Annotated in this window: 28 protein-coding genes; 9 read left to right on the forward strand and 19 right to left on the reverse strand. The window is 39.7% G+C overall.

Annotated elements, in window-relative coordinates:
• The first annotated feature begins 132 nt into the window (after positions 1 to 132).
• Together ytrH and ytrI are read left to right on the forward strand one after the other, a co-directional pair.
• Positions 133 to 471: a sporulation membrane protein YtrH gene (gene ytrH / locus G8761_RS08145; protein WP_166025424.1), complete on the forward strand. Its 339-nt coding sequence runs from the start codon at positions 133 to 135 to the stop codon at positions 469 to 471.
• Positions 468 to 977: a sporulation membrane protein YtrI gene (ytrI, locus tag G8761_RS08150; RefSeq protein ID WP_166025426.1), complete on the forward strand. Its 510-nt coding sequence runs from the start codon at positions 468 to 470 to the stop codon at positions 975 to 977. The genes ytrH and ytrI overlap by 4 nt, the downstream gene beginning before the upstream one ends.
• 118 nt (positions 978 to 1,095) lie before the next feature.
• On the opposite strand, the gene G8761_RS08155 is transcribed toward ytrI, so the two are convergent.
• Entirely contained in the window at positions 1,096 to 2,037 is a 942-nt protein-coding gene (locus tag G8761_RS08155; protein WP_166025428.1) for a DHH family phosphoesterase, read from the reverse strand.
• 386 nt (positions 2,038 to 2,423) lie between these two features.
• Between G8761_RS08155 and G8761_RS08160 the strand changes: the two genes are divergently transcribed.
• On the forward strand, positions 2,424 to 2,723 hold the full coding sequence (locus G8761_RS08160; RefSeq protein WP_166025430.1) for a YtpI family protein: 300 nt from the start codon (positions 2,424 to 2,426) through the stop codon (positions 2,721 to 2,723).
• An 80-nt stretch (positions 2,724 to 2,803) separates the two neighbouring features.
• Here G8761_RS08160 and G8761_RS08165 read toward each other — a convergent pair whose 3' ends face one another.
• The 3 genes from G8761_RS08165 to G8761_RS08175 all read right to left on the reverse strand — a co-directional run bounded on the left by G8761_RS08165 (position 2,804) and on the right by G8761_RS08175 (position 5,317).
• Positions 2,804 to 4,123 carry a DRTGG domain-containing protein gene (locus G8761_RS08165; protein WP_166025431.1) on the reverse strand — a complete coding sequence of 440 codons (1,320 nt, stop codon included), beginning with the start codon at positions 4,121 to 4,123 and terminating at the stop codon, positions 2,804 to 2,806.
• Positions 4,124 to 4,261: 138 nt separating this feature from the next.
• Positions 4,262 to 4,507 (reverse strand): hypothetical protein, encoded by a 246-nt coding sequence (locus G8761_RS08170; protein WP_166025432.1) that lies wholly within the window; start codon positions 4,505 to 4,507, stop codon positions 4,262 to 4,264.
• Positions 4,508 to 4,636: 129 nt separating this feature from the next.
• A complete protein-coding gene (locus G8761_RS08175) occupies positions 4,637 to 5,317 on the reverse strand; it encodes a metal-dependent hydrolase (protein ID WP_166025433.1) in 681 nt (226 codons plus the stop codon).
• A gap of 682 nt (positions 5,318 to 5,999) precedes the next feature.
• Here G8761_RS08175 and G8761_RS08180 point away from each other — a divergent pair.
• Positions 6,000 to 7,097, forward strand: coding sequence for a M24 family metallopeptidase (locus tag G8761_RS08180; protein ID WP_166025434.1), 1,098 nt, complete (start codon positions 6,000 to 6,002; stop codon positions 7,095 to 7,097).
• A gap of 47 nt (positions 7,098 to 7,144) precedes the next feature.
• Here the strand turns inward: G8761_RS08180 and ald are convergent, their stop codons facing one another.
• Complete coding sequence (gene ald, locus G8761_RS08185) at positions 7,145 to 8,266, reverse strand: alanine dehydrogenase (RefSeq protein ID WP_166025435.1); 1,122 nt, start codon at positions 8,264 to 8,266, stop codon at positions 7,145 to 7,147.
• A 342-nt stretch (positions 8,267 to 8,608) separates the two neighbouring features.
• Here ald and G8761_RS27060 point away from each other — a divergent pair, with 342 nt between their 5' ends.
• Positions 8,609 to 9,160 (forward strand): cytosine permease, encoded by a 552-nt coding sequence (locus G8761_RS27060; protein ID WP_338000927.1) that lies wholly within the window; start codon positions 8,609 to 8,611, stop codon positions 9,158 to 9,160.
• On the opposite strand, the gene G8761_RS27065 is transcribed toward G8761_RS27060, so the two are convergent.
• Complete coding sequence (locus tag G8761_RS27065; protein ID WP_243449935.1) at positions 9,147 to 9,311, reverse strand: hypothetical protein; 165 nt, start codon at positions 9,309 to 9,311, stop codon at positions 9,147 to 9,149. The genes G8761_RS27060 and G8761_RS27065 overlap by 14 nt on opposite strands.
• Before the next feature lie 117 nt (positions 9,312 to 9,428).
• Between G8761_RS27065 and G8761_RS27070 the strand changes: the two genes are divergently transcribed.
• Entirely contained in the window at positions 9,429 to 9,818 is a 390-nt protein-coding gene (locus G8761_RS27070) for a cytosine permease (protein ID WP_243449936.1), read from the forward strand.
• A gap of 26 nt (positions 9,819 to 9,844) precedes the next feature.
• Here G8761_RS27070 and G8761_RS08195 read toward each other — a convergent pair whose 3' ends face one another.
• Together G8761_RS08195 and G8761_RS08200 are read right to left on the reverse strand one after the other, a co-directional pair.
• Entirely contained in the window at positions 9,845 to 10,255 is a 411-nt protein-coding gene (locus tag G8761_RS08195; RefSeq protein ID WP_207789161.1) for a hypothetical protein, read from the reverse strand.
• 183 nt (positions 10,256 to 10,438) lie between these two features.
• The gene (locus G8761_RS08200) at positions 10,439 to 10,606 is read right to left on the reverse strand and encodes a hypothetical protein (protein WP_166025436.1); all 168 of its coding nucleotides are present in this window, start codon (positions 10,604 to 10,606) and stop codon (positions 10,439 to 10,441) included.
• 101 nt (positions 10,607 to 10,707) lie between these two features.
• Between G8761_RS08200 and G8761_RS08205 the strand changes: the two genes are divergently transcribed.
• Together G8761_RS08205 and G8761_RS08210 are read left to right on the forward strand one after the other, a co-directional pair.
• Positions 10,708 to 11,157, forward strand: a complete 450-nt coding sequence (locus tag G8761_RS08205; RefSeq protein ID WP_166025437.1) for a universal stress protein — start codon at positions 10,708 to 10,710, stop codon at positions 11,155 to 11,157.
• Positions 11,158 to 11,285: 128 nt separating this feature from the next.
• Entirely contained in the window at positions 11,286 to 11,600 is a 315-nt protein-coding gene (locus G8761_RS08210; RefSeq protein WP_166025438.1) for a hypothetical protein, read from the forward strand.
• A gap of 359 nt (positions 11,601 to 11,959) precedes the next feature.
• Here G8761_RS08210 and G8761_RS08215 read toward each other — a convergent pair whose 3' ends face one another.
• From G8761_RS08215 to sppA, 9 genes are all read right to left on the reverse strand, one after another.
• The gene (locus G8761_RS08215; RefSeq protein WP_166025439.1) at positions 11,960 to 12,472 is read right to left on the reverse strand and encodes a MogA/MoaB family molybdenum cofactor biosynthesis protein; all 513 of its coding nucleotides are present in this window, start codon (positions 12,470 to 12,472) and stop codon (positions 11,960 to 11,962) included.
• Positions 12,469 to 13,311 (reverse strand): EcsC family protein, encoded by an 843-nt coding sequence (locus G8761_RS08220; protein WP_166025440.1) that lies wholly within the window; start codon positions 13,309 to 13,311, stop codon positions 12,469 to 12,471. The genes G8761_RS08215 and G8761_RS08220 overlap by 4 nt, the downstream gene beginning before the upstream one ends.
• 216 nt (positions 13,312 to 13,527) lie before the next feature.
• A complete protein-coding gene (locus tag G8761_RS08225) occupies positions 13,528 to 14,721 on the reverse strand; it encodes an acetate kinase (protein ID WP_166025442.1) in 1,194 nt (397 codons plus the stop codon).
• A gap of 466 nt (positions 14,722 to 15,187) precedes the next feature.
• Positions 15,188 to 16,174, reverse strand: coding sequence for a class I SAM-dependent methyltransferase (locus G8761_RS08230; protein WP_166025444.1), 987 nt, complete (start codon positions 16,172 to 16,174; stop codon positions 15,188 to 15,190).
• A 483-nt stretch (positions 16,175 to 16,657) separates the two neighbouring features.
• Positions 16,658 to 17,158, reverse strand: a complete 501-nt coding sequence (gene tpx / locus G8761_RS08235; RefSeq protein WP_166025446.1) for a thiol peroxidase — start codon at positions 17,156 to 17,158, stop codon at positions 16,658 to 16,660.
• A 162-nt stretch (positions 17,159 to 17,320) separates the two neighbouring features.
• Positions 17,321 to 17,800: a GerW family sporulation protein gene (ytfJ, locus tag G8761_RS08240; protein WP_166025447.1), complete on the reverse strand. Its 480-nt coding sequence runs from the start codon at positions 17,798 to 17,800 to the stop codon at positions 17,321 to 17,323.
• A gap of 17 nt (positions 17,801 to 17,817) precedes the next feature.
• Positions 17,818 to 18,513 carry a DUF2953 domain-containing protein gene (locus G8761_RS08245; protein WP_166025449.1) on the reverse strand — a complete coding sequence of 232 codons (696 nt, stop codon included), beginning with the start codon at positions 18,511 to 18,513 and terminating at the stop codon, positions 17,818 to 17,820.
• A gap of 292 nt (positions 18,514 to 18,805) precedes the next feature.
• A complete protein-coding gene (locus G8761_RS08250; RefSeq protein WP_166025451.1) occupies positions 18,806 to 19,327 on the reverse strand; it encodes an RDD family protein in 522 nt (173 codons plus the stop codon).
• 12 nt (positions 19,328 to 19,339) lie between these two features.
• Positions 19,340 to 20,350, reverse strand: coding sequence for a signal peptide peptidase SppA (gene sppA / locus G8761_RS08255; protein ID WP_166025454.1), 1,011 nt, complete (start codon positions 20,348 to 20,350; stop codon positions 19,340 to 19,342).
• Positions 20,351 to 20,694: 344 nt separating this feature from the next.
• On the opposite strand from sppA, the gene G8761_RS08260 reads away from it, so the two are divergent.
• Positions 20,695 to 21,507 carry an NAD kinase gene (locus tag G8761_RS08260; RefSeq protein WP_166025456.1) on the forward strand — a complete coding sequence of 271 codons (813 nt, stop codon included), beginning with the start codon at positions 20,695 to 20,697 and terminating at the stop codon, positions 21,505 to 21,507.
• Positions 21,508 to 21,562: 55 nt separating this feature from the next.
• Here the strand turns inward: G8761_RS08260 and rarD are convergent, their stop codons facing one another.
• Entirely contained in the window at positions 21,563 to 22,483 is a 921-nt protein-coding gene (rarD, locus tag G8761_RS08265; protein WP_166025458.1) for an EamA family transporter RarD, read from the reverse strand.
• Positions 22,484 to 22,541: 58 nt separating this feature from the next.
• The gene (locus G8761_RS08270; protein WP_166025460.1) at positions 22,542 to 24,155 is read right to left on the reverse strand and encodes an amidohydrolase; all 1,614 of its coding nucleotides are present in this window, start codon (positions 24,153 to 24,155) and stop codon (positions 22,542 to 22,544) included.
• Positions 24,156 to 24,219 lie beyond the last annotated feature (64 nt).

Below are 24,219 nucleotides of genomic sequence, written 5' to 3' on the forward strand. Positions count from 1 at the left end.
AAAGAAAATATGTTCTCATTTTTAAACAAAGTTAAGAAAAGGCTTTAAAGAAACATTCTAAAAACATAAATACAGGGGACCGTCCATATGATGAAGTATGAGGTATAAAATCAGAATGAGGCGGTTGGTGTGATGCGGGAAATAGGATTTTTTCCGTCTTTTATTGAAAGTTATTTTATGGCGCTGGGTGTTCTCCTGGGAGGTTCTTTAGTTGGAGGTCTTGCCTCTTTTTTAACAGGACAGCCCCCATTCACATCTATTTATCGAATGTCCGCTTCATTGCGGATTTGGGCAATAGTTGCAGCCATTGGCGGAACTTTTGATACCTTTTATAGCTTTGAAAGGGGATTGTTTAACGGGGACACTAAAGACCTTTTTAAGCAATTTTTATTAATTATGTCAGCAACTGGAGGCGCACAGACTGGGGCTTTGATTATTAACTGGCTGACACAGGAGCACATCTCGTCATGAGAATTCCTCCCTTATACAGAAGTCCTGCCTGGCAGAGATTGCTCGCAGGAATGGTGATCGGCGGTTTAATCAGCTGGGTTATTTTTTTATATATTTTTGGTGTACTGCAGGAAGATAGTAAGAAGAAGCTTGAAATGCAGGAAGAAACCATTAGGGATTTAACAGGAGATATTAAGATTTGGCAGGATGAATATAAAGCTTTAAACAAGAAGAATATTGACCTATTAAAAATTCAGGATATCAGTGTAAGGATTACCAATTGGGAAAATTATAAGAAATATGGAATTGATTCTTTTAGTGTTTTTGAGCTGGAAGACGCTATTAAAGAAGATATCGGCATGATGAAAGCCAAAGATCTTGATACGGTTTTTAAAAGCAGGGATCTTTTGAAGAAGGTAATTGAAAACCGGGGAGTTAAGTTTAATGATAAGCGGTATCGTCTCGAGGTTAAAGAAATTGTCATTTATACCACGCTATCTATTCAAATCCATCTTCATCTTGAATGAAAAAGAGAATGCATTTTTTGTTTTATACCTAATTATCGGGGCGGAGGGTTTAATCCGCCCCTTTTATTCTTTACATCAACAACTTCTATGTAAGAAGCCAAATGTTCTAACAGCTTTATTAATCTACTCTTTGGCAGACTCTTTCCAATTCCTCTATCACTGAGTCAGCCTCTTCCCATGAATAGATGGATGCGCCTGAGGCAAGCGGGTGCCCTCCCCCATTAAACTTGCGGGCAAGACCATTGATAACTGGCCCCTTTGAACGGAGGCGCACTCTAATCTGGTCTTCTTCTTCTATAAAGAACACCCAAGCCTTAATACCCTTTACCTCGCCCAATACACTTACCAATAAGGATGCCTGGGAAGGCACAGCTTCAAATTGCTTAAGGAGTTCTTTTGGCAGGGAAACCGATGCAGCACCATTCTCGTGAAGCTTAAAGTTTTGCAGCACATATCCGTTTAGCTTTACAAGATTATGATCCATTTCGTACAAATTATTATAAATATCAGTTCTTGAAAAATTGTAATGAATTAACTCGCCAGCGCAGGCAAAAGTTCTTTCCGTAGTACTTGGAAAAAGAAATCTGCCTGTATCACCGACAATCCCCGCATACATAAGCCTTGCAGCCTCATCAGACATTTTAAGGCCTTTATCTTTTCCAGATAAATAAAATTCGTAAATCATTTCGCTTACAGAGCTTGCATCGGTATCAACCCATAGCAAGTCTCCATAGGGATCTTCGTTTGGATGATGGTCGATCTTGATTAGCATATCTCCGGTTGAATACCGATTGTCATCAATTCTTGCCTGATTAGCTGTATCACATACAATGACAAGCGCTCCCTCGTAGACCACATCTTCAATTTGGTCAAGCCTTCTCAGAAAATTAAGCGTGGGCTCTTCTTTACCAACCGTGTAGATATTTTTTTCCGGAAATGACGTTTTTAAGACCTCGGCAAGTCCACCCTGGGAGCCATAAGCATCCGGGTCGGGACGGACATGGCGGTGGATTATAATTGTTTCATACTTCTTTATTGCTTCCAGTATTTTCTCTTTCATATTTTCTCCTTCGATTGTTTGAATTTTCATCTGTATCATTGGCTCTTTTCGTAAACTTTGTTGTTTATAAAAGCAAAAATAGACTCACTTTCCGCTGGCAATCCGCGAGCCTCCTCGGTCGCTAACGACCTGCGGGGTCTCACCTGGCTTGCTTTTCCGGCAGGACTTTGAATTGGCATCTTTGAGTTAACCCATGCACGAAGGAAATGCGAATGCATTTCCGAGGAGTCTCGCCTATTTTCGCTCACAGTTTCTTCCAATTGCAACAATCTCTAAGAAAAGAGCAATATCATTTCACTGAACAAACCTGGTAAAAGGTATATATGGTATTTTATTATATGAAGTTGTAAAATGTAAGAAGATTGCCCAAATATGGAGGAACTAAAATGCCAGTGCTTGTTTTCTTTATTATTCTCTCTTTTGTTTTCTATTTATTTTATAAGATAAAATTCGTAAGAAGCCACCGTCCTGTTGAGAAAAAATGGCTGTCTGCAAAATCTTCAATCGCACTCGGTCTTTTTGTCACACTGTTCGGCCTTAACCAGATCTACCTCTATCAAACGGCTCTGACCTTTATTATTGCCGCTGTTTTTGTAATTATGGGCTGCTTAAGCATTTGGAACGGAGTAAAGGCTTATAAATTTTATCAGCCACATGCTATTGAGGAAGCAAAAAATTTAAAATAATTTATGCAGTATTAAGCCGCTTTCACTCCTTGAGAGCGGCTTTATTATTCTTTTATTGTATAAAAACCATATCCGGAATCTCAATGGCGGTCAATTAACTGGCACATCATCATAGCTTTCCCGACAAGTGTTCCTTCATTGAAAACTTCTACATCAACTTTACCAAACTTTCGCCCTACCTCAAGGACTTTCGGAAACACTTCAAGAACACTATCAATCTGAACAGGTTTAATGAAATAAATAGTCATGTTCTCTACTACAAGGTCACCCTTCTTATAGCTGCGCAGTATCCGGTTTGCTGCATCTGAGACTATAGTTGTAAAAACCCCGTAAGATATAGTACCGAGATGATTTGTCATTTGCGGAGTTACCACGCATCGGTAAATATCTTCACCCTTTAGTTTTCCTTTTGTCAGTACCATCTGATTCGTTACAATGTCATCGATTGTCTCTCCAACCTGTGGCTGCCTTTGGTTCATTTGCAGCGCCTTTAATACGTCCTGACGGCTGATAATACCTTCAAGCCGATTCGAATCGTCAACAACAGGAATAACCTCAATTCCTTCCCAGACCATCATGTGGGCAGCGGATGCAATACTTGTTTTTCCGCTTACAGCCATTGGATTTTTGGTCATGACTTTATCAACAGGTGTATCCAAAGCTTGTCCAATAATATCTTTAGAAGTAATCATTCCCTGGATTTTCATATTATCATCTACAACTGGATATCGGCTGTGAAGTGTTTCCCTATTATGCAGATGCCATTGTTCTATTTTTTCCGTTGTTTTTAAATAGACGGTGGAGGATATTGGAGTGAGAACGTCCTCTACTAAAATAATTTCCTTTTTTATTAACTGGTCATAGATAGCGCGATTGATCATAGTTGCTACTGTAAACGTATCATAGCTGGTTGAAATAACAGGGAGCTGCAATTTATCCGCAAGCTTTTTAACATGGTCTTCTGTATCAAATCCTCCTGTTACCAAAACTGCTGCCCCAGCTTTCAGTGCGTGTTCATGTGCTTTAGTCCGATTTCCGACAATTAGCAAATTGTCTGCTCCTGTATATCTCATCATAGCTTCAAGCTTCATAGCACCAATTACGAATTTATTAAGTGTTTTATGCAATCCCGCCCTGCCGCCAAGAACTTGTCCATCCACAATATTGACGACCTCTGCATAAGTTAGCTTTTCTATATTTTCCTTTTTCTTTCGTTCAATCCGGATAGTGCCGACCCTTTCAATCGTACTTACATACCCTTTATTTTCGGCATCTTTAATCGCTCTGTAAGCTGTACCCTCACTCACACTCATCGCCTTGGCAATTTGCCTGACTGAAATTTTTTCTCCAATGGGGAGTTCATCAATATAGTGCAGAATTTGTTCATGCTTTGTAGCCAAGACCCTCACCCTTTTTTTATCCGCGATTTACCAAACCCCCGGCAACGGGGATTCTTCCTATCTATCATTATAAGGTGTTAAAAGTCCCGAGTAAACTAAGCCTGTATAAGGAAAAAGGATAAGATGGCATCTTATCCTTTAATCCAAAAATGATCGGCTTCTTTTTTTCTGGGGTTTTCGGTTCATGCCCTCGATATTTTTCCGGCTGTGAGGAGTATAAAGCAGTCCGGAAAGGTTACCGGCCACCACACACAAAGCGAGTAAAATCCATGAATAGGCAAACCACGCCTGGGAGCTTCCACCTGAAAAATCCATCCTTGGAATTGCAAAATAAAGCATAAAGCCAGCCGCCAAAAGGCAAAGTAAATAACGATTTTTCTTCATATAAACCTCCTTAAAACAAGCTTGTTTCATTTTTATGCTTTAGTAAGGGAAAAAAGTCGTCTCTGGGTGATCTGAAGAAAATAAAAAAAAGCCAAAATGAATTTGGCTTTTTACATGATTTTTTAAAATTTAAAGTTCAATTGATTCCCCAGCTTTAAGCACTCTTCCTTCCTGTCCATCAAGCATTTCAATGAATCTTTGAGGATCCTGCTTAATTGGAGGAAAGGTATTATAGTGGATCGGAACAACTAGTTTTGCATTAAGAAGTTTTGCGGCATATGCGGCATCCTCTGGACCCATGGTGAAATTATCACCAATTGGAAGAAGAGCCAAATCAATCGGGTGACGTTCCCCTATTAATTTCATATCGGAAAATAACGCAGTATCCCCGGCATGATAAACTGTTTTCCCTTCATTCATAAATAAAATTCCAGCTGGCATACCGCCATAGATAATTTGTCCATCTTCAGTAGAAAAGCTGGATCCGTGGAAAGCCTGGGTTAATTTTACCTTTCCAAAGTCAAATTGATAGGAACCCCCTATATGCATGGCATGTGTATTAAGCCCTTTACTGCCGAGATAGTCAGCAATTTCCGCGTTGCCAACCACAAGGGATCCATGCTTCTTTGCCAATTCAACAGTATCACCCACATGGTCTCCGTGAGCATGTGTAAGCAGGATTACGTCGGGTTTTACTTCATCTGCCTGTAAATCAGTTTGCCCGTTCCCTGTGATAAACGGATCGATAAAAATTGTTTTTCCATTGCTTTCGATTTTCACAACTGAATGGCCATGATAGGAAACTCTCATACTTTTTCTCCTTTCAAATTAACAATTGGAATTTTAAATCAGGGAGTCTTCTTTTAATACCCGGAATAGTTTTAGACTATCATGTTCATTTTATATTAGCAAAAAATGAGATTTTAAAATTAAATCTTAGATTTGGTTAGTTATCTAGCTCCAGCGACTAGTGTCCATTCCTCTCCTCCCTGCAATAAGGCAAGTTTCAAACATTGTTTTTTTACGGCGGAGCTGGTCTCTTAAAGACCCGCCTTGTACATGCAATTGGGCATTGCTTTGCTCTTCGGGTTGTCCAGCTGCAATGCCTATGGCTCCAGTTCCTAAGCCAATCTCCGTCGGAATGTTTAAAAATTACCTTCTTACTGCTCGTTTTTTGCTCGTCACCCCTGTACAAGGCGCGTTCGCATTTCATTTTCCTGTATCTTAGCCAAATCGGAGGCCTGCAGGACAAGCTTTAATAGCCTTCGCATCACACAAAGGAATAGCCTTTAAGCTTTTTCGAGGAAGAAGGTCAGATAGGTGCTGCCAAAGAATAAGGAAAGCTCCGGCATGTAACGAAGGAAAAACGCAGCTTTTTCGAGGGAAGTGGCAATGTTAGCTTTTATCTAGCCCATACATCGCTTAACGGGAGCTTGCGCATTTCTTTTTAACTTGCTAAGCTTTTTATATTAAAGCAGTGGGGGGCATGAAAATGAACAAGCGATTAGAAAATTTAATAGCATGGATGAAGGAAAGCGATGTTCAGGTAACTTTCCTGACATCTTCTGAAAATGTTTTTTACTTAAGCGGTTTTTATAGTGATCCGCATGAGCGCTTGCTGGGGCTTGCTGTATTTCAGGAAGGCGAGCCATTCCTTGTTTGTCCTGGAATGGAAAAGCACAGTGTAAGACGTACTGGCTGGAGCCAGGAAATTATCGCCTACAGTGATATTGAAGACCCATGGGAACTAATTAACAAGTCCATTGCAGGAAGAGTTTCGGGGGCTTCAAAGGTTGCAATAGAAAAAGAGCATATGAATGTAGAACGCTATGAAAAAATCTCATCTCTTTTTCCAAAGGCAGAATTTGTTTCAGCAGAAGAAAAATTAAGAGTGCTTCGAATGATCAAAGATGAAAAGGAACTAAAAATTATCAAAGAAGCTTGTGCTCTTGCCGACTATGCTGTTGAATTCGGTGCATCGGAAATTAAAGAAGGAAAAACGGAGCTTGAAATTCTTTCCGCAGTTGAGTTTGCGTTAAAGAAAAAAGGAGTCACAGAGATGTCATTTGCCACTATGGTACTAACCGGTGCAAACGCAGCATCTCCACATGGAACACCAGGGCTGACTAAAATTCAAAAAGGAGATCTAGTTCTTTTTGATCTAGGGGTAGTTATTGATCGTTACTGCTCTGATATTACCCGAACAGTAGCTTACGGAGACGTAAACGAAAAGCAAAAGGAAATTTACGATACAGTTCTTAAAGCTCAGCTTGCTGCCGTTGAAGCAAGCAAACCTGGTGCAACCTGTGCTGAAGTTGATTTAACGGCGCGAAGAATAATTTCGGAAGCCGGATATGGAGAATATTTCCCTCACAGGCTTGGGCATGGGCTTGGAATTAGTGTGCATGAATATCCATCAATGATGGAAACAAACACACTTGTTCTTCGGGAAGGAATGGTCTATACCATTGAGCCAGGCATATATGTTCCAGATGTTGCAGGGGTCCGAATTGAAGATGATATTGTCATTACAGCAAATGGAGCTGAGATTCTAACTAAATTTCCAAAAGAATTACAAGTTTATAGATAGATTGAAAGAAGAAAAATCCGGGATAAATCATCCCGGATTTTTTTCTATTACATATTTTCTAGAAGTGATCTTGTATCGGAAAATTCAACACCATGAGCTTCAGCAACTGCTTCATAGGTTACAAAGCCATTCAAAGTGTTAATTCCTTTTAATAAAGCAGGATTGTCAAGGCACGCTTGTTTGTAGCCTTTATTTGCAATTTGTATTGCATATGGCACCGTTACATTAGTCAGCGCCATAGTAGAAGTACGAGGAACTGCACCTGGCATATTAGCAACAGCATAGTGGACAACACCATGTTTAACATAAGTCGGATTATCATGAGTCGTAATCCGGTCTGTTGTTTCAAAAATCCCGCCCTGGTCAATGGCAATATCAACGACAACGCCGCCTGGAGACATTGATTGAATCATTTCTTCTGTAACTAATTTTGGAGCTTTTGCACCAGGAATTAAAACAGCCCCGATAACCAAATCAGACTCCTTTACCGCCTCTGCAATATTATAAGGGTTAGACATAAGCGTAGTTACATCTGCACCAAAAATATCATCAAGCTGACGCAACCGGTCAGGATTCAAGTCGATTATAGTAACCTTTGCACCAAGACCAATGGCCATCTTAGCTGCATTTGTTCCAGCTACGCCGCCACCGACGATAGTTACTGTTCCTCTTTGAACACCAGGTACACCTGAAAGAAGGATACCTTTTCCGCCATTTACCTTTTCAAGGAATTGCGCGCCAATTTGTGGAGCCATTCTTCCTGCGACTTCACTCATTGGAGTCAGCAATGGCAGTGAACCATTTTGAAGCTGAACAGTTTCATAGGCAATACCTACAACTTTATTTTCGATCAAAGCCTTTGTAAGCTCTGGTTCTGGTGCTAAATGTAGATATGTAAATAATATTAATCCTTCACGGAAATAAGTATATTCTTCTGGAAGAGGCTCTTTTACTTTCATAACCATTTCCTTGGACCATGCTTCTTCCGCTGTCTCCACAATAACCGCTCCAGCAGCTGCATAATCCTCATCCGTAAATCCTGAGCCGAGTCCGGCACTTTTCTCAATATAAACCTCATGGCCAAACTTTAAAAGGTTCACAACCCCAGCAGGTGTCATAGCTACACGGTTTTCATTGTTTTTTATTTCTCTAGGTACCCCGATCCGCATTACGCATGCCTCCAATTAATATGATTCTATCTATATGGAATAAACCGCTTTAAATATAACACCTTCATTCATGAGAATAAAGTGAAAAATGTTAATATTAAAGCACAAAAATGAAAACACTTACATTTTAACAAAACAAGGCTGTTATTCCTATCATTTTTAATATTATATCTACTCCATATTATAAAAAAGTCTGTAATATAATGAATGAATAATAAAAAATCCATCATGAAAGGGTTGGAATCGTGACCCCACAAATAGCCAAATCTGCAAGAATTGAAAAAATAGGGACTTGAGACTGTTCCCAATGAACTAAGAAAAACCAGCTGGTTCGATTACTTTATACTTCAGCTTTCCTTTTCGGTGAACTCAGGCAATTTTCTTGTCCCAGCCCTTGCAGTACTAAACGGTAACCTTTCGTTCTTTTCTGCAGTTGCTGCAACCTTGGCTGGGGCCATTGCTGCATTTATATTTGTTTCAACACTGTCAATGCCTGGAGCTATGTATGGCCTTCCTGCACAATATGCTATTCGCGGATTTCTCGGAACGCGATTCGCCAGATTTATCGCCTCCCCTATCAGGGTAATTACTTCTTTATATTGGTTTGCAGTCCAAACGATCGGAGGAACAATAGCACTCATTGAAATTGTTAAAAGGCTAACAGGCACAAAACTTTCCTTTTTACCTATTTCTCTTTCTTTGGCACTGATAATGGCATTACTAGCTCTAATTGGATTTGAGGCTGTTAAAAAAGCTTCCAGATTATTTATGCCTGTCCAAATTATCGGCCAACTCATTTTGATTTATTTGTTTGTTCATTATGCAGCTGTCCATCATGAAACAGGAACACTTTTTAACCACCAATGGAAGGTTTCATCCTTTATTCTAGCTTAGCCTTTGTCCAATACATATCTGGTGTAAGCGCCTCTTCAGATATGGCACGATATAGCAGAACACCGAAAGGGGCTTTTTGGGGCCTGCTTGCAGGAAATGGGATAGGTTTTCTAATAACTTCCCTGCTGGCAGCCTTTTCAGCAGCACTCATTAGGACTTGGAACCCCTTTGCCGGTGCATCCTCTTTAATTGAATCTAAATGGATACTTATAATCTTAATGAGATGATATCGATTAATATGAATAACGCATATACCGGGGGATTTAGCTTGTTAAACACCTTTCATCGATTGGGTAGAGTCAAAAGTTCCCTTATCTTTGGCGTTGCGGCGATTATCCTGAGTGGATTCCCAGAACTTGTAAATGGAGCCCAGAAATATATTTCGTACTTAGGGACTTTTATTATCCCACTTTCTGCTGTCATTGTTGTCGATTATCTGGCTATAAAAAAAGCAGCTTTAACAGATAATGATTTAATTGCCATTACATCAAGCAGTTTTCATATAAACAAGAATGCCCTTTCTGCAATAATTTTAGGTGCATGTTTCTTTATTCTGATTCCCAAAAATTTGTCACCTGGATTTCTTTCCTTTCTTTTAACATCCGGCTTTTATTTTGCCATGTTCCATTTCATAAAAACCAAAAAAGCTCCGCGGTAAAACGCGAAGCTTTTGTTTTCCTAGTTTTAATAATAAAAACCTCCGTAAGGATAGTAAGGGTAACCATAGCCATATCCGTAGCCGCCATATAATGCCGGGGATAAAGCTGCTCCAGCAAGCAGTCCCAAGCCAAGCCCGCCTAGGCCCCAGCCCCATGGACCTCCAAATCCCCAGCCCCATGGACCTCCAAAGCCCCAGCCCCCCCATCCCCACGGACGTCCAAAGCCGAAACCGAATGGACGGCCGAAGCCAAAACCGAATGGACGGCCGAAACCGCCAAATCCGAATGGACGGCCGAAACCGCCAAATCCGAAACCTGGACGGCCAAAACCTCCGAAACCAAAACCTGGGCGGCCAAACCCGCCAAATCCAAATGGACGAATTCTTTCATCATTAGGGTCTATTGAAGAATGATCATAATAAACCTCAGTAGGCATTGCCTGAATTTCTGGATTCAATGTTCTTCCTCCTCATATTTTTTATTTACACTTAAAGAATATGCAGAGTTCAAAAACACCGTATGGGTAAACAACCCGACTTTTTAAAAAATTATGGTTATATGCCTTCTATATCTTTTTTTTCCATAAAAAAAAAGCTGCCAATTACGCAGCTTTTCCAAGTTAAGATAGGTCTTCTGAAGTTATAGTTTGCTGAGCCTTTTGCTTCGCCTCTTCTTCTCCCATAAAACCACTATTATAAGCACCCGTAATCTGCTCGCTTACCTCATTTAATCCCTGCTCATCCATTTCAAAGTAATTCGTTTGTTTCTTAGGTTCATTTTTACTCATTTTCCTGTCTCCCTTCGATAAATCACCTTATTATTTTTCGATATATTGTTACATTTATGTGTGACGAATTAATGTATAATTTAGGTAAGGAGGGATTGACGATGGGACTTAAATATCAAAATATTTTAGTTGCCGTGGACGGTTCCAAGGAAGCGGAGTGGGCTTTTAAAAAGTCAATAGAGATTGCAAAAAGAAATAATGCAAAGATTTTCTTGGCACATGTTATCGACACTCGTACTTTTGCTTCTGTAGAGGCTTATGATCGTACAATTGCGGAAAAGGCAGATAAATATGCCGTGGAGCTGCTGGAAAAATATAAAAAGCACGCGATTGAGGCGGGAATAAGCAGTATTGACTATATACTCGAGTTTGGTTCACCTAAAGTCAGGATTCCTAAGGATTTAGCCAGAAAATATAAGGTTGACCTGATTATTTGCGGGGCAACTGGGCTTAACGCGGTAGAACGCTTTTTAATTGGAAGTGTCTCAGAACATATAACTCGTTATGCTCCTTGTGATGTACTTGTTGTCAGAACTGAAAAAGATGAATAGATGAACGTTTTAGCACGTGTTCTGTTCGGGACGCGTGCTTTTAATTTAGTCCGAAAACCTTTTCTATTTATGCATAGGTATTTTATAGTAAAATAAAACCACTAACACCCTGGGGGATAAAAGATAAAATGGAAGATTACTTTATTTTTGATCAAAGGCTTGGTATCCCAATTCCAGATTTAGAAAAGGAATGGGAAGAATTTAACAAACGAAAACAGCAGGAGATATTGTTTCAGTGGGAGAAAATTCGCGGAGCAATTCCTGATCGAATTGCTGACATTGAAGAGGTTATTAACCAAAAACAAGCCGACCTTTCAAACGAAAGTGATTTCCCGCGTTCCTGCGCACTTAATTCAGAAATAGCCGAACTTGCCTCGGTAATTAATGATCTTTGGCTCTGGTACCGTGCTGATCAGGGATTATCCGCTAAAATGCACCAGTAATCAGAAAAGCTAGTAACCATTGTTTTGGGAACCAGTATGAGGTTACTAAATGTGGGCTTTAGTTAGTACTTTTCCTTCTCAGAACCCATTTGGGGTCACTATATGAGGGCTTTAGTTAGCACTTTTCCATCTCAGAACCCATTTAGGGTCACTAAAAGGGGCTTTAGTTACCCCTTTTCCACCTCAGAACCCATTTGGGGTCACTAAGAGGGGCTTTAGTTACCCCTTTGGCATAAAAAAAGCCCGTTTAAGTTCACTCAAAACAATAATGGCCTATTTTATCAGTCTCTGATTTTAAAGTTTGAAAAAGGAAGGGAGGGTTGTCCCATTTTCGTGGACACTCCTCCTTTTTCCTTTTTTTATAAGTCCTTTTTTAATTCTCTAACAACGTGGCCCATTTCCGGTAAAATCAGCTTTTTCATAGCAAGCTTAACTGCACCGCTTGATCCTGGCGTAGAAAATATGGCTTTATTTTTGATAACCCCTGCTATTGCTCTTGATAAAATAGCTGCAGAACCAATATCCTCCTGATAGCTTAGCATTCTAAATATTTCTCCGAATCCCGGCATTTCTTTTTCCAAAAGGTTTTGTACTGTTTCTATAGTAACATCTCGCTTGGCTACACCTGTCCCGCCATTTGTCAGGATTACGTCAATTTCTGGAGTCTCGCACCCTTTTAATATTTCATCTTGAATTTCTACCGTATCATCTTTCACGATAGCATAGTCGATAATGCTGTGTCCTTCCGCTTCAAGCAGTTCAATCATTAGCTGGCCGCTTTTATCGGTTTGCTTATCCCTTGTATCACTGACTGTAATTATCTTGCAATTAACCAGGTGGGGAGCTTTTCTTTTGTGTTCTTCAAGACTCAAGCCAAATCATCTCCTTTTTCACTTAAATAGCGGAGCTGGTAATATTTTTGGGCGAATTCAGTCACCCTCCGGGTAAGCTGATAATTCGCGCCAGCACCAATTGCCATGCTAATAAGCGGGATGCCCTGAATCATTTTCTTTTTAAAAATGGCAATTACCATAGCTTTAAGAATTTGCCGGATTGGCTGTTCCAGCCAGCTTGTATCCGTTAATTCCTCGTTGCCTACATAAAAATACCGTTCGTGTCTTTGGGTGGAGTCTTCCACCAAACTTCTCCATCCATCGCCCTGCATTCTTATTGGAAGTGTTGCAGTATGGAATACTTTTAATGAAGTCATCATCTCAAAAGGGGTATTCACTTCTATCCCGTATGTCATCGCAATTAACTGGACAGCTCTAAGATTAATAATTGCTATAGCAGGAATATCCGTTCCAAGAAGCAAAGTTCCTCCTGTTCCAGCTATTCCACCCTGAGCAAAAGAATATAAACGGTGTCTGGCTATTTGCTGCTGCGCAATATATTGGAGCTGATCAATGTCCAGAGATTTTAAATCCTCTACTTTTTCAAGACTGCTATTAAAGACTCTCCCTGCCGAAAGAATTCTTTCTTTGGCATCCATTTGAAGCTGTGAACCTTGTATAAGAGCATGGAGATGAAACAGCCAAGTGTCAATTACTGAAAAAAACTGCTGCTGAACATTTTCGGGCAAGAGTGCAAAGCCTCGCTCAAGATATTTTTCATATGTTAGCTGGAAATCATTTGGCTCATAGGTTAGAAGCCTTTGTTCCCAGTCTTTAATTTCACTAAGTATTAATTGTTCCCGACTGGTTAATTGCATGGCTGGTATCCTCCCAATCCATCGGCATTATATTTTCTTTCAGTATAGCAAATGATTCCACCCATTCAAAATGCTGCACCCGTTTTATTAGAAAAACATGGCATTCGCCAAGTCCTTTTGGCGGATGCCCTAGTTTTTCTTATGCGTTCAGAATTTATGGATATAAATTCTGATTAGCTAAAAAAAGCAAAAATCCTAATCGGATTTTTGCTTTTTTTACTTAATGTTACCAAATTGGACTACGTCTCTTGCAATCATAACTTCCTCGTTTGTAGGAATAATTAATACCTTAACGGGAGAATGAGGATAGTTGATAAATGCTTCTTCCCCTCTTACCTTGTTAAGAGCAGGATCCCAATATACGCCCATGAATTCAAGGCCTTTTAAAACATTCTCCCTGATTACATCGCTATTTTCACCAATTCCAGCAGTAAAAATAATTGCATCTACTCCATACATGCGCGATGCATAGGAACCGATATATTTATGGATACGATTTGCAAAAACTTCAAGTGCCAGCTTTGCCCGGTTATTTCCCTGCTTGGCCTGCACTTCAATATCCCTTAAGTCACTTGAGAATCCCGATACCCCAAGCATACCGCTCTCTTTGTTTAGAACATCAAGCACTTCTTCAGCCGTTTTATTGGTTTTTTCCATTATGAAAGGAATTAATGCTGGATCAATATTTCCTGAACGAGTTCCCATAGTAACACCAGCAAGCGGTGTAAAGCCCATGGATGTATCAATGGATTTTCCGCCTTCAATCGCAGCAATACTTGCTCCATTTCCAAGGTGGCAGGAAATAAGGCGAAGCTGTTCGACAGGACGTCCCAGAAGCTCAGCTGCACGCTGTGAAACGTACTTATGGGAAGTTCCATGGAATCCGTATTTACGAATACCATATTTCTCATAGTATTCATATGGCAAGCTGTATAGGTAAGAACTTTCCGGCATTGTTTGGTGGAAAGCTGTATCGAATACAGCAACTGCTGGTACATTTGGGAGAACCTCTTGGAAAGCTTGGATTCCAGTTAAGTTTGCTGGATTATGCAGAGGAGCAAGCTCTGATAATTCTGTAATTTTGCTCAATACCTCGTCTGTAATCAGTATAGAATCATTGAAGGCTTCACCACCGTGAACAACCCTGTGGCCAATCCCTTCAATTTCATTAAGAGATTTAATAATTTCCAGTTTGGTTAACTTTTCAAGCAGCATTTTAACAGCAACCGCATGATTCGGAATGTCAGAAATCTCCTGAATTTTTTCCCCATTAACCGTAATATTAAAAATGGAATCATTTAAGCCGATTCTTTCAATTAAACCTTTTGTAATAACTTCTTCACTCGGCATTTCAAATAGTTGAAACTTTAATGAAGAACTGCCGGCATTAATTGCAATAACTTTTGCCATTTAAACAACCGCTCCTTTTATATAACAACATCGATTAGACGATGTTATAATCTAGTACAACGTAATTTTGTAAAACAAGCATCAATTGTCTCTCTCAAAATATCATTTAAACACGGTCACGAGTACAATTCAAGGTTGTTCACAAATTTTTAACGGTTGCATTTAAATATAATTCTTTTCTGATACTTGCCACAATTAAAAATCTTTCGATGTATTTTAAAAAAACAGAAGCTAATGGAACTACAATTTCCCAGCCTATATCATAAAAAAAATTAAGGCATTCGCCAAGTCCCTTGGCGAATGCCTTAGTTGTCTTATCCGGCTCAAAACGGCACTTCTCGATAAAGCAAAGCTTTTTCTTCGTGCGATGATATAGCTGCCGAGGCCTTCATTGTTCAATCCTTCATGTGTTCAAATTTATGGTTATCTGATAAGCAAAAAAAACTGGCAGAAAGCCAGCGTTTATTCACATTTTATTTTCCAAGAACCATTTATCAATTTTCCTGAGAACATTATCCATTTCTGCTGCCTTTGAGAAACTCGGCATATTTACAAGCATAGCTTGTTTGGGTACCTTAATGTTCTCTCCCTTTTTTTGAAGAATAAAGATACTCTTCGCGGAGTTCTTATTCTTAAACATAGTAAGGGGAAGCTGGACAATTCCCTGAACAACCGCATTTTCTTTCAAATATTCGCGGAGCTGAGGAGCCTGCGGGCTTTCAAAAAGGCCATTTGGAATAATAAAAAATAAATATCCTCCTGGCTTTACATGCTTAAAGCTTTGTTCGATAAATAAATGATGAGAATAGGAATGCCCTTCTTCAGCCTTTAGCTGATAGTCCTGAGCTCGCAAATCGTTAGGATAATACCCGACAGGAAGGTCACTGATAACTGTGTCAACAGGATCAATAAATAAAGGCTCAAGGCTATCCTGATTAAAAAGTTCGACCGGATGCTCCTGTAAATTGGAGTTTGCGTAGGCAAGCCTGATTAAAATATCATCTATCTCAATCCCAACAGATTCGATTTTTTTATTTGATTGCTGGTTCAATACCGTTGTTAAAAGATTTCCTGTTCCGACAGCTGGATCAAGAATCCGATAAGAAGCCGCCCTAATAAACTTCTCTACCAGGTAACCTACAAGCATCCCAACCGAATCAGGGGTCATTTGATGATTTGGCTGTACACTTTCTTTCATTCCTTTTAAGATAACTAATTGGTAGGCTTTTCTTATTTCCTCATTTGAAAACTTGTCCAGGTTAATTTCTTCATAAATCTTTTTTAGCCTTCTGACGGAAAGCTCACTGATTTCCTCCTGAAGTATGGCCTGCTGAAATAAATTTTCTCCTGTTTCAGCAACCGCCTCCAGAAAAGTACAAGAAAGCTCTTCCTGTAATAGAAGGGCTGTTTCATTAAATGCGGTAAATAATTTTTCTACCGGAGAGATATTCATCCTGTTTCCTCCCGTTTATTTCTCTTACCTATTTTAGCCATGATTATCTGCTTTAACAAGTAATCAGGATTCACCTCAGCATTAAGTTTACAAGCAACACATTAGCCACATGATTGCCTAGACACTCAGTCTAACAGGAACAAAAGGCGGAAGCGCCCTGGTTAGATGATGAAAGACTAAAATCGCCACGTCCTCGAAAAGCTGCGCTTTTCTTCGTGCGATGATTATGCTGCCGAAGCTTTCCTTGTCCTGATTTCTGAAGTGATTTGGCTTATGACCCCGAGCTGTTCGAATCATCACCTATCGGTCATGATCATCACAAGATATTCAAAGAAGCATATTCTCAAGGAAAAAAACTGGCTGGGCGCTGGAGCTAGATTACAATAACCTAGTTCGGAGTTATCCACAAGGTAAAAATCAGTAATTTCCTAAACGACAAAAAAAGACCCTCTTTGCAGAGAGCCTTTTCCTCGTAGAACGATATTATTTTGCTTGTTTAGCTGCTTCGATTGCTGCTTCGTAATTTGGATGTTCAGTAGCTTCGCTTACATATTCAACATAAGTAACTGTATCGCTTGAATCTACAACAAATACAGCACGTGCCAATAGACGAAGTTCCTGTATAGCTACACCATAAGCTTCACCAAAAGAAAGATCACGGTGATCTGACAAAGTCTGGACATTTTCAATGCCTGCTGCTGCGCACCATCGTTTTTGTGCAAATGGAAGGTCTACACTGACAGTTAAAATTTTAACATTGTCAATCTGAGAAGCTTCCTGGTTAAAACGGCGAACTTCTGCATCACAAACACCTGTATCAAGAGAAGGAACAGAAGTAATTAAACGTACTTGCCCTTTTGTATTTTCAAGAGAAACCTCAGAAAGGTCATTTGCAAGAACCTTAAAATCTGGAGCTTTATCCCCTACTTTTACTTCATTACCCAATAGTGTTACTTGATTTCCCTTAAATGTTACATTTGCCATTTGAATCTTCCTCCTTTGTTCTATGTACACGAAATAACTATATCTTTTCAGAATCTTTTTTGCAATTAATAGGATTTATAAAAAACACTGTTTTTTTGTTGTATTTCCTACCTTTACAGGAAAAAAGTTAACCCCCCATACACGGAAGATTAACTTTATTCATTAAAATTCAAGATCTTGTTTTGGATAATTGGATTGCTGCTGGTGATCCGATTGCTGTTGCTTTTGACCGCCGCTTTGCTGGTCTTTCTTAGAAAGCATGTTTTGGATTTTTTCAACAGCCTGAGGGGCCAGATCCAAAATCTTTTCATATAGGTGTGTACTTTCATCCAGGTGAAGCATTTTGACACCCTGTGAATTGACAATTAAAAAGGCTATTGGAGTAATAGAAACACCGCCGCCGCTTCCGCCGCCAAACGGATGCCCCTTTTGGCCCGATCCCTGGCCCTGTCCATCTTCAGATCCCTGAAGCTTAAATTCACTGCCTCCTGCTGCAAACCCGAAGCCTACCTTCGAGACCGTTAGAATCACACTGCCATCGGGAGTCTCAACGGGATCGCCAATAATTGTATTAACGTCAATCATTTCCTTTAAGCTTTCCATTGCTGTTGTCATTAATCCCTGTATTGGATGGTCAGACATTACTGCTTCCTCCTCTGTTAAACAGATTTTGATTTATCGCCGGACAAAGCAGATAACGGCTTTGATTTAAATTTGGGCCGTCCGCCTTTCCAGAATTTAATCAGTTTTATTCCTGCCAAAATAGCATGCCCGATTCGGAATTGAAAAATACATGAGATTTTTGTCTGGGCCACAGTCAGCTGAAAGTAGGGAATTACCTGGACAACTGGGATTTCTTTCATTTTCACATAATGGCTGACCAGCCCAATTATGCTTCCTTTTAAAGCCCATATTGCCCCTGTCAGCATTCCGGTATGTGCCGCATCACCTATCCCGACCACTGTTTGCCATTCCCAATTTTTTATCGTGACTTTTTTTAGAAAGTTTCTTATGATTTTATGGAGCCCAAAGATATGACCCAGTAGGTTTTTCCAGTCCTCCAGACTATCCTGTATATCATCGGGAGTAAACTGTTTGGTTTTTTCTCCACCCTTTTGGTCCTGGTCTCCAGCCTGTGCGCTCCCTTTCACAACCAGTGAAGGAGAGTCATTGTCAACTTTGACCATAGGCACCTTAACCTTAAACTTTATTAAACCAAACCAAAACCTTACCTCAATTTTTAAATCATCATTATCTTTATAATGGCAGTAAGTAAAATAAATCGAGATTTTAGTAATTAGAATGATAACGAGAAGGAACAAAATTACCAACAGGGCAAGAAGCAGCCATTTCAATTTCGCTCACAACCTTTCAGCCTAATAGTATTGGCAAAAAGGACAAAAATATTCGTGCGGACACTAGTTACTAATGATTTAAGGAAAAAAATTAATAAACCGTTCAAAGTTTTTACAGCCAGTAACAGTCTTTATTTTTTGTACCTTAATGAAGGACACTTTCTTAATGCTCTATCAGGTTTGTCCTTCCCATCCCTGATTTGTATAGAAAAAAATGCACACGAGATTTGAAGTCTCAGTGTGCATTCCTTATATTTATACCTTTAAAATTCGCAGGGTGCGTAAACTATTATTATTTATCTACATGAATAACCGTGGTATCTACAAAAAGGTCATGGAGTCCTTGTTTTTTAGGCAAAAAGGCCACTATGGCGTATCCAATTATTAATGTAATGGAGATGAACCGGCCGATCCATTCACGAAACAGAACGGTGTTCCAGGATAAATTCGTTTTATCCCGTTCAATAACCTTTAGACCGAATACCATTTTTCCAAGCGTCTGGCCAAAAAACTTTGTCATTAGGACAAAATACAAATAAAAAATGACAGCAGAAGCTATGGCAGCTGGAGCAAATATTTTTGATTCTGACAGAGAAAGATGAAGAGCACGAAACAGAGGATTAATCAAAATCCTTTCAACACTGCCTATGACTATTAAATCAAGAAGATAAGCCCAAAACCGCATCCAAAATCCCGCATACCGCAAAGGGGCGGCAGGAGGCGGGACACTATTTTCAGGAATCCAAATGCCGCTCTTTTCTGCAAAAGCCGCAGAGTCCTTACCAGGCTCATTGATTAGGTTATTTGTTTCCATCCGGCTTCCCTCCTATTGAGCATATAAGTACATAAGGCGCGGAGAGTCTGGCTTTGACAGCACTTTAATGAGTCCGGACATTTGCAGGTTCTCTCCCATCATTTTTTGGGCACCCATATTAAATAAAGATCCAAGGCCCAGATTATCTGTATAGCGAATAACTTTGGCACCCTGAAGATTTTCGTTCTTTTTCATTTTTTTAATAACATCATCAAGATAGGCAAAGTCATCTATTAATTTTAAGTCTTTTGCCTGTCGGCCGTCATAGACACGCCCATCGGCAATCTTTTTGACCTGGTCAGCGGGGATGTGCCGCCCGTCTGAAATAACTTTTACAAATCCTTCGTACGAATTATTAATCATCCTTTGTAATATTTGACGTTCATCCTCAGTAATTTTCCTTGTTGGACTCATTATATCTTTATATTGCCCGCTTTTAATGGTTACAAAATCAACACCATACTTCTTAGCAAGTTCTCCATAATTTACGCCTTCCATAATAACTCCTAAGGAACCTGTCAGTGTTTCAGGACTGGCATAAATTTTATCTGCAGCAGTTGAAATATAGTAGCCGCCAGACGCTGCCATTGAACCCATGGATACGTACACAGGTTTCTTGGTGCTCTTTTCAATATCCTTTATCTTTTTATGAATCTCTGCACTTTCGATGACACCGCCACCAGGTGAGTTAACCCGTATAATAATTCCTTTTACTGAATTATCTTCCTTTATATAATCGAGCCTTTTTAAAAAAGATTGATGATTATAACCAGAGTTTTGAAAAAAGGACTCTGCCTCTCCGGTATCCTGGATCACTCCATTCACATCGAGAATAGCAATTTTTTTCGTCTCATTTCCATCTTTAACAACCTCTTCAGAAAATGGCTCTTTTTTCGCAGTAAAAATACTGCCAAAATCCTCTTTAACTCCCTTAAAAGCAAATACTGATAAAACATTAATTAAAATAGAAAACAGGAACAGGCCTGCTGCAATTCCAAGTGCAGCCCAGCGTTTTCCATTCACATAAACTCCCCCTTTATCAACTTGGCTGTATTCATAATTTCAAAATGTTTTAAAAAAATGATAAACTCATAATAGATATTCAATATTTTAACAAAATTTACTGTATATTTGTAAATTTAGTAGAAAAACTTGGAAAGTCCGTAAAAAGGGATCTTCACCAAAAAAGTGGTTTATTGTTATTCTTGCTTGTTGATTTTCGCTTCATGGACTTGCTATGGGACTCAATCAATATAGCTGTATAAATTGAAAACTTTACATCATTAGATATATGGTGATGAGCGAAAAAAATGATTCTGATAAGTGCAATGCCGCTTTAATGGAAGAATTGATTGGAGGAAAGCAGCATGTCAAATCGCCGTAACTTGTATTTATACCATAAAAAAGACCCTGAAATGCTTAGTAAGGCAGAAAATTTATACGACCTAGCTGAAAGGTATGGCTTTACCATTGTTAAGGAACCGCGTGATGCTAACATAATTACGAGTATTGGCGGAGACGGAACCTTCCTTCAGGCAGTAAGAAAAACCGGTTTTCGGGATGACTGCCTCTATGCGGGAATATCTACCGGCAGCAACCTAAGCATGTATTGTGATTTTCAAATTGAAGATACTTCAAAAATGATTGAGGCTGCTTCCAGTACTTCTGATCAACAGCAAATCGAAGTGCGCCGTTACCCGGTTATTGAAGTAAGGGTGGATGGCCAAACTACGTTTGAATGTTTAAATGAATTCAGCCTTCGATCGGCTATCATTAAAACATTAGTAGTTGATGTTTTCATTGATGAACTTCACTTTGAAACCTTTAGGGGTGATGGCTTGATTGTGGCCACTCCTACTGGAAGTACCGCATACAATAAGTCGGTGAGCGGTTCAATTGTAGACCCTTTGCTGCCTTGCATGCAGGTAAGTGAAATTGCGTCTGTCAATAATAACCGTTACCGAACATTGGGTGCGTCCTTTATTTTAAGCAATGACCGCAACCTTACTTTAAAGGTTGCTTCTGATGGCAACGACCATCCAACAATGGGAATGGATAACGAAGCACTCAGCATTCGCCATGTTGAAAGAGTAGACATTAAACTCAGTGAAAAACGAATTAAAACTATAAAATTGAAGGACAACTCTTTCTGGGAAAAAGTCAAAAGAACATTTCTTTAATAGCTTACTCCCCAAAAAAATCCTTATCCGGTTTTTACGGATAAGGATTTTTTGGTTAGGAATTTGTTCGGGCTTTTTTCCCTTTTGCTGTAAATAGCTTTGTTTTTGAAAGAGAGTATACAGTCAAAGCTGACCAGATAAATATAAATGCCAGCAGCTCAAGACCTGAGAAGTGTTCTTCATAAACAAACACACCTAAGATTAAAGTTAATGTTGGTGCAATATACTGCAGAAATCCCAGCATAGATAAAGGAATTTTCTGTGCCCCTTTTGCAAAGTATAGTAGTGGTACAGCTGTAGCAGCACCGGCTCCTATAAGTAAAAAGTTCGTTTTTAAATCTGATGAAAAAAAAGAGTTGTCTCCCTGGTAAAACAGATAACCCATGTAGATCGCTGCCAGTGGTGTAATAACCAGTGTTTCCAGTGTTAGACCAATAGAGGATTCTACTGTAATTAGTTTTTTCACGAGACCGTATAAACCGAAGGATACAGCAAGGGCCAAGGAAATCCACGGAATATGACCATAAGAAATGGATATAATCAATACCCCGATTAAGGCAAGCGAAAAGGAAAAGTACTGGATAAAAGTTAGTTTTTCCTTTAGAACAAACATTCCAAGCAGTACACTGACAAGAGGGTTTATATAATATCCAAGACTTGCCTGAATCATTTGGTCGCTATTTACTGCCCAGATATAAATAAACCAGTTAATGCTAATAAGAATGGAAGCAATGACTAAGGCGTAAAATTGCTTTTTCCTTTGGGCCAGCCCTATCAAAGTTTGGGTAAATGCTCTCCACTTGTTGGTGAATAGCAGTACTAAAACCATAAAGATAAATGACCAAAAAATCCTGTTGGCGAGGATTTCATCCGCACGGACATTATCAATCAACTTCCAATATATCGGCAAAAGTCCCCATAAAAAATAGGAGAAACCGGCGTAAGTGGCTCCAAGCTGTATATCATTCTTTTTCATTTTTGGGCCCCTATTCTTTCTAGTTTCGAAATAATAATTGTTATTATTATAAGTCGGTTTAGATTCCTTCGCCAGTCTTTTTTCTTCTAAAAACAACTTCTCCGCCAATAATGGTCATTTGGACAGAAGCATTGGTTATTTCAGATACCTTAATTTTAAACAAGTCCGCATCCAAAATCGTAAAGTCGGCTAGATATCCTTCCTTAATCATCCCCCTGTCATTCTCATGGCATGCTGCATAGGCACTTCCGGATGTATAAAGGCTAACGGCTTCATAGACAGACAGGCATTGCTCCGGCTGATAGACTCTGCCTTCCGGATCATCTATAGAAGTTCTTGTAACAGCTGCATGTATGCCAAGCAGCGGATCAGGAACCTCAATAGGAGCATCCGAACCTCCAGCACATGGCAATTCTTCCTTCAGCAAGGTCCTCCACGCATAGCAATATTCCATATTTTCTTTGCCTATTCTGTCCATAACCCAGGGATAATCGGATGCCAGGAATACTGGTTGTATATCCAATACAACAGGCAGCCTTTTTACTCGCTTTATCAGATCCTTTCTGAGTACCTGAGCATGAATCAGTCGATCTCTCCCATTTCCTTTTAAAGGATGATTTTCTATGGCAGTTAAAATCATGTCAAACGCCTGATCCCCTATTGCATGAACGGCAACAGGCATACTATTATCTCGGGCTTTTTTAACCAGGCCGTTTAGTTCCTCCTGTGTAAAAATAGCAACTCCGCTGGTTTCCGGAGCATCATTATAAGGGTGGCTTAAAAGTGCGGTTCTTCCTCCAAGAGAACCATCCGCAAATATTTTCATTGCTCCTAGTTCTATCCATTCATTACCGCCAAGGTATTCCCCCCCGTCCTGAACCATTTCATCGACTGCTTCATGATGGACAAGCAAATGCGCTCTGAATCTCACACCTTCCTGTTCAATTACCTTTTTAAAAGCATTTATGGTTCTTCTATAGCCCCCATAATAGTGTAAATCCTCTGTATGACCACCTGTCAGGCCAAGCCGGTGGAGATCCTGAATAGAGGAAGATACTGCTCTTTCAAGATAGGCCTCTGTAACCTGAGGAACTGCCGACAAAACTAAATCCATTGCTTTATCTTTTAACAGTCCATTTAAGGCACCATGTTCATCCAGCTCAATAACTCCCCCTGGTGGACATTCCGTATTTTCGTTAACTTCTGCCCTTATTAAAGCAGCAGAGTTGGCAATTAGAGCATGGCGGCATACCCTTTTCAAAATGACCGGGTTATCGGGTGAAATAAAATCAATTTCTGATCGTTGAATAACTTCACCAGCTTCCCAGAGATTCTCATTCCAGCCTTCCCCTATCAGCCACTCCCCTCTCTGAACATTCCCCAAATGGCTTTTTACCTTTTCTAAAACCGCCTCTTTTGACCTTAAGCCCGAAAGATCAAGCCGATTAAGTTTTTCTCCATGGCCTATTAAATGGAGATGACTGTCGATAAATCCTGGAAACAAAATATTGTCCCCTAAGTTAATTTTCTCATCAATTAGGTGTGCAAACTCTTCCTCGAGGGCTGCCTTGTCTCCAACCCTAATAATGCGATCTCCTTCAGTGTAAATGGCTTCAGCCTTTTGTCCTTCCTTCTCCATCGTATATATAGTCCCAAACCATAATTTCCCCATTTATCAAATCTCCTTGAGATATATTTCTTTTCATGTAAAAAGCAGGCGGAGAACCGCCTGCATT

Origin of the sequence: Neobacillus terrae, from assembly GCF_011393025.1 — a bacterium.
Classification (GTDB): Bacteria; Bacillota; Bacilli; order Bacillales; family Cytobacillaceae; genus Neobacillus_A; species Neobacillus_A terrae.

Bases quoted from the DNA above. Each gene is read 5' to 3' on its own strand.
- G8761_RS08195 (WP_207789161.1), bottom strand. From the start codon at position 10,255: ATGCCTACTGAGGTTTATTATGATCATTCTTCAATAGACCCTAATGAT.
- G8761_RS08230 (WP_166025444.1), bottom strand. From the start codon at position 16,174: ATGAATATCTCTCCGGTAGAAAAATTATTTACCGCATTTAATGAAACA.
- ald (WP_166025435.1), bottom strand. From the start codon at position 8,266: ATGCGGATCGGGGTACCTAGAGAAATAAAAAACAATGAAAACCGTGTA.
- G8761_RS08155 (WP_166025428.1), bottom strand. From the start codon at position 2,037: ATGAAAGAGAAAATACTGGAAGCAATAAAGAAGTATGAAACAATTATA.
- G8761_RS08205 (WP_166025437.1), top strand. From the start codon at position 10,708: ATGGGACTTAAATATCAAAATATTTTAGTTGCCGTGGACGGTTCCAAG.
- G8761_RS08170 (WP_166025432.1), bottom strand. From the start codon at position 4,507: ATGAAGAAAAATCGTTATTTACTTTGCCTTTTGGCGGCTGGCTTTATG.
- G8761_RS08175 (WP_166025433.1), bottom strand. From the start codon at position 5,317: ATGAGAGTTTCCTATCATGGCCATTCAGTTGTGAAAATCGAAAGCAAT.
- G8761_RS08270 (WP_166025460.1), bottom strand. From the start codon at position 24,155: ATGGGGAAATTATGGTTTGGGACTATATATACGATGGAGAAGGAAGGA.
- ytrI (WP_166025426.1), top strand. From the start codon at position 468: ATGAGAATTCCTCCCTTATACAGAAGTCCTGCCTGGCAGAGATTGCTC.
- tpx (WP_166025446.1), bottom strand. From the start codon at position 17,158: ATGGCAAATGTAACATTTAAGGGAAATCAAGTAACACTATTGGGTAAT.
- G8761_RS08260 (WP_166025456.1), top strand. From the start codon at position 20,695: ATGTCAAATCGCCGTAACTTGTATTTATACCATAAAAAAGACCCTGAA.
- ytrH (WP_166025424.1), top strand. From the start codon at position 133: ATGCGGGAAATAGGATTTTTTCCGTCTTTTATTGAAAGTTATTTTATG.
- G8761_RS08220 (WP_166025440.1), bottom strand. From the start codon at position 13,311: ATGCAATTAACCAGTCGGGAACAATTAATACTTAGTGAAATTAAAGAC.
- G8761_RS08250 (WP_166025451.1), bottom strand. From the start codon at position 19,327: ATGGAAACAAATAACCTAATCAATGAGCCTGGTAAGGACTCTGCGGCT.
- G8761_RS08200 (WP_166025436.1), bottom strand. From the start codon at position 10,606: ATGAGTAAAAATGAACCTAAGAAACAAACGAATTACTTTGAAATGGAT.
- ytfJ (WP_166025447.1), bottom strand. From the start codon at position 17,800: ATGTCTGACCATCCAATACAGGGATTAATGACAACAGCAATGGAAAGC.
- G8761_RS27065 (WP_243449935.1), bottom strand. From the start codon at position 9,311: ATGAGTGCTGCTGAAAAGGCTGCCAGCAGGGAAGTTATTAGAAAACCT.
- rarD (WP_166025458.1), bottom strand. From the start codon at position 22,483: ATGAAAAAGAATGATATACAGCTTGGAGCCACTTACGCCGGTTTCTCC.
- G8761_RS08210 (WP_166025438.1), top strand. From the start codon at position 11,286: ATGGAAGATTACTTTATTTTTGATCAAAGGCTTGGTATCCCAATTCCA.
- G8761_RS08225 (WP_166025442.1), bottom strand. From the start codon at position 14,721: ATGGCAAAAGTTATTGCAATTAATGCCGGCAGTTCTTCATTAAAGTTT.
- G8761_RS08180 (WP_166025434.1), top strand. From the start codon at position 6,000: ATGAACAAGCGATTAGAAAATTTAATAGCATGGATGAAGGAAAGCGAT.
- G8761_RS08160 (WP_166025430.1), top strand. From the start codon at position 2,424: ATGCCAGTGCTTGTTTTCTTTATTATTCTCTCTTTTGTTTTCTATTTA.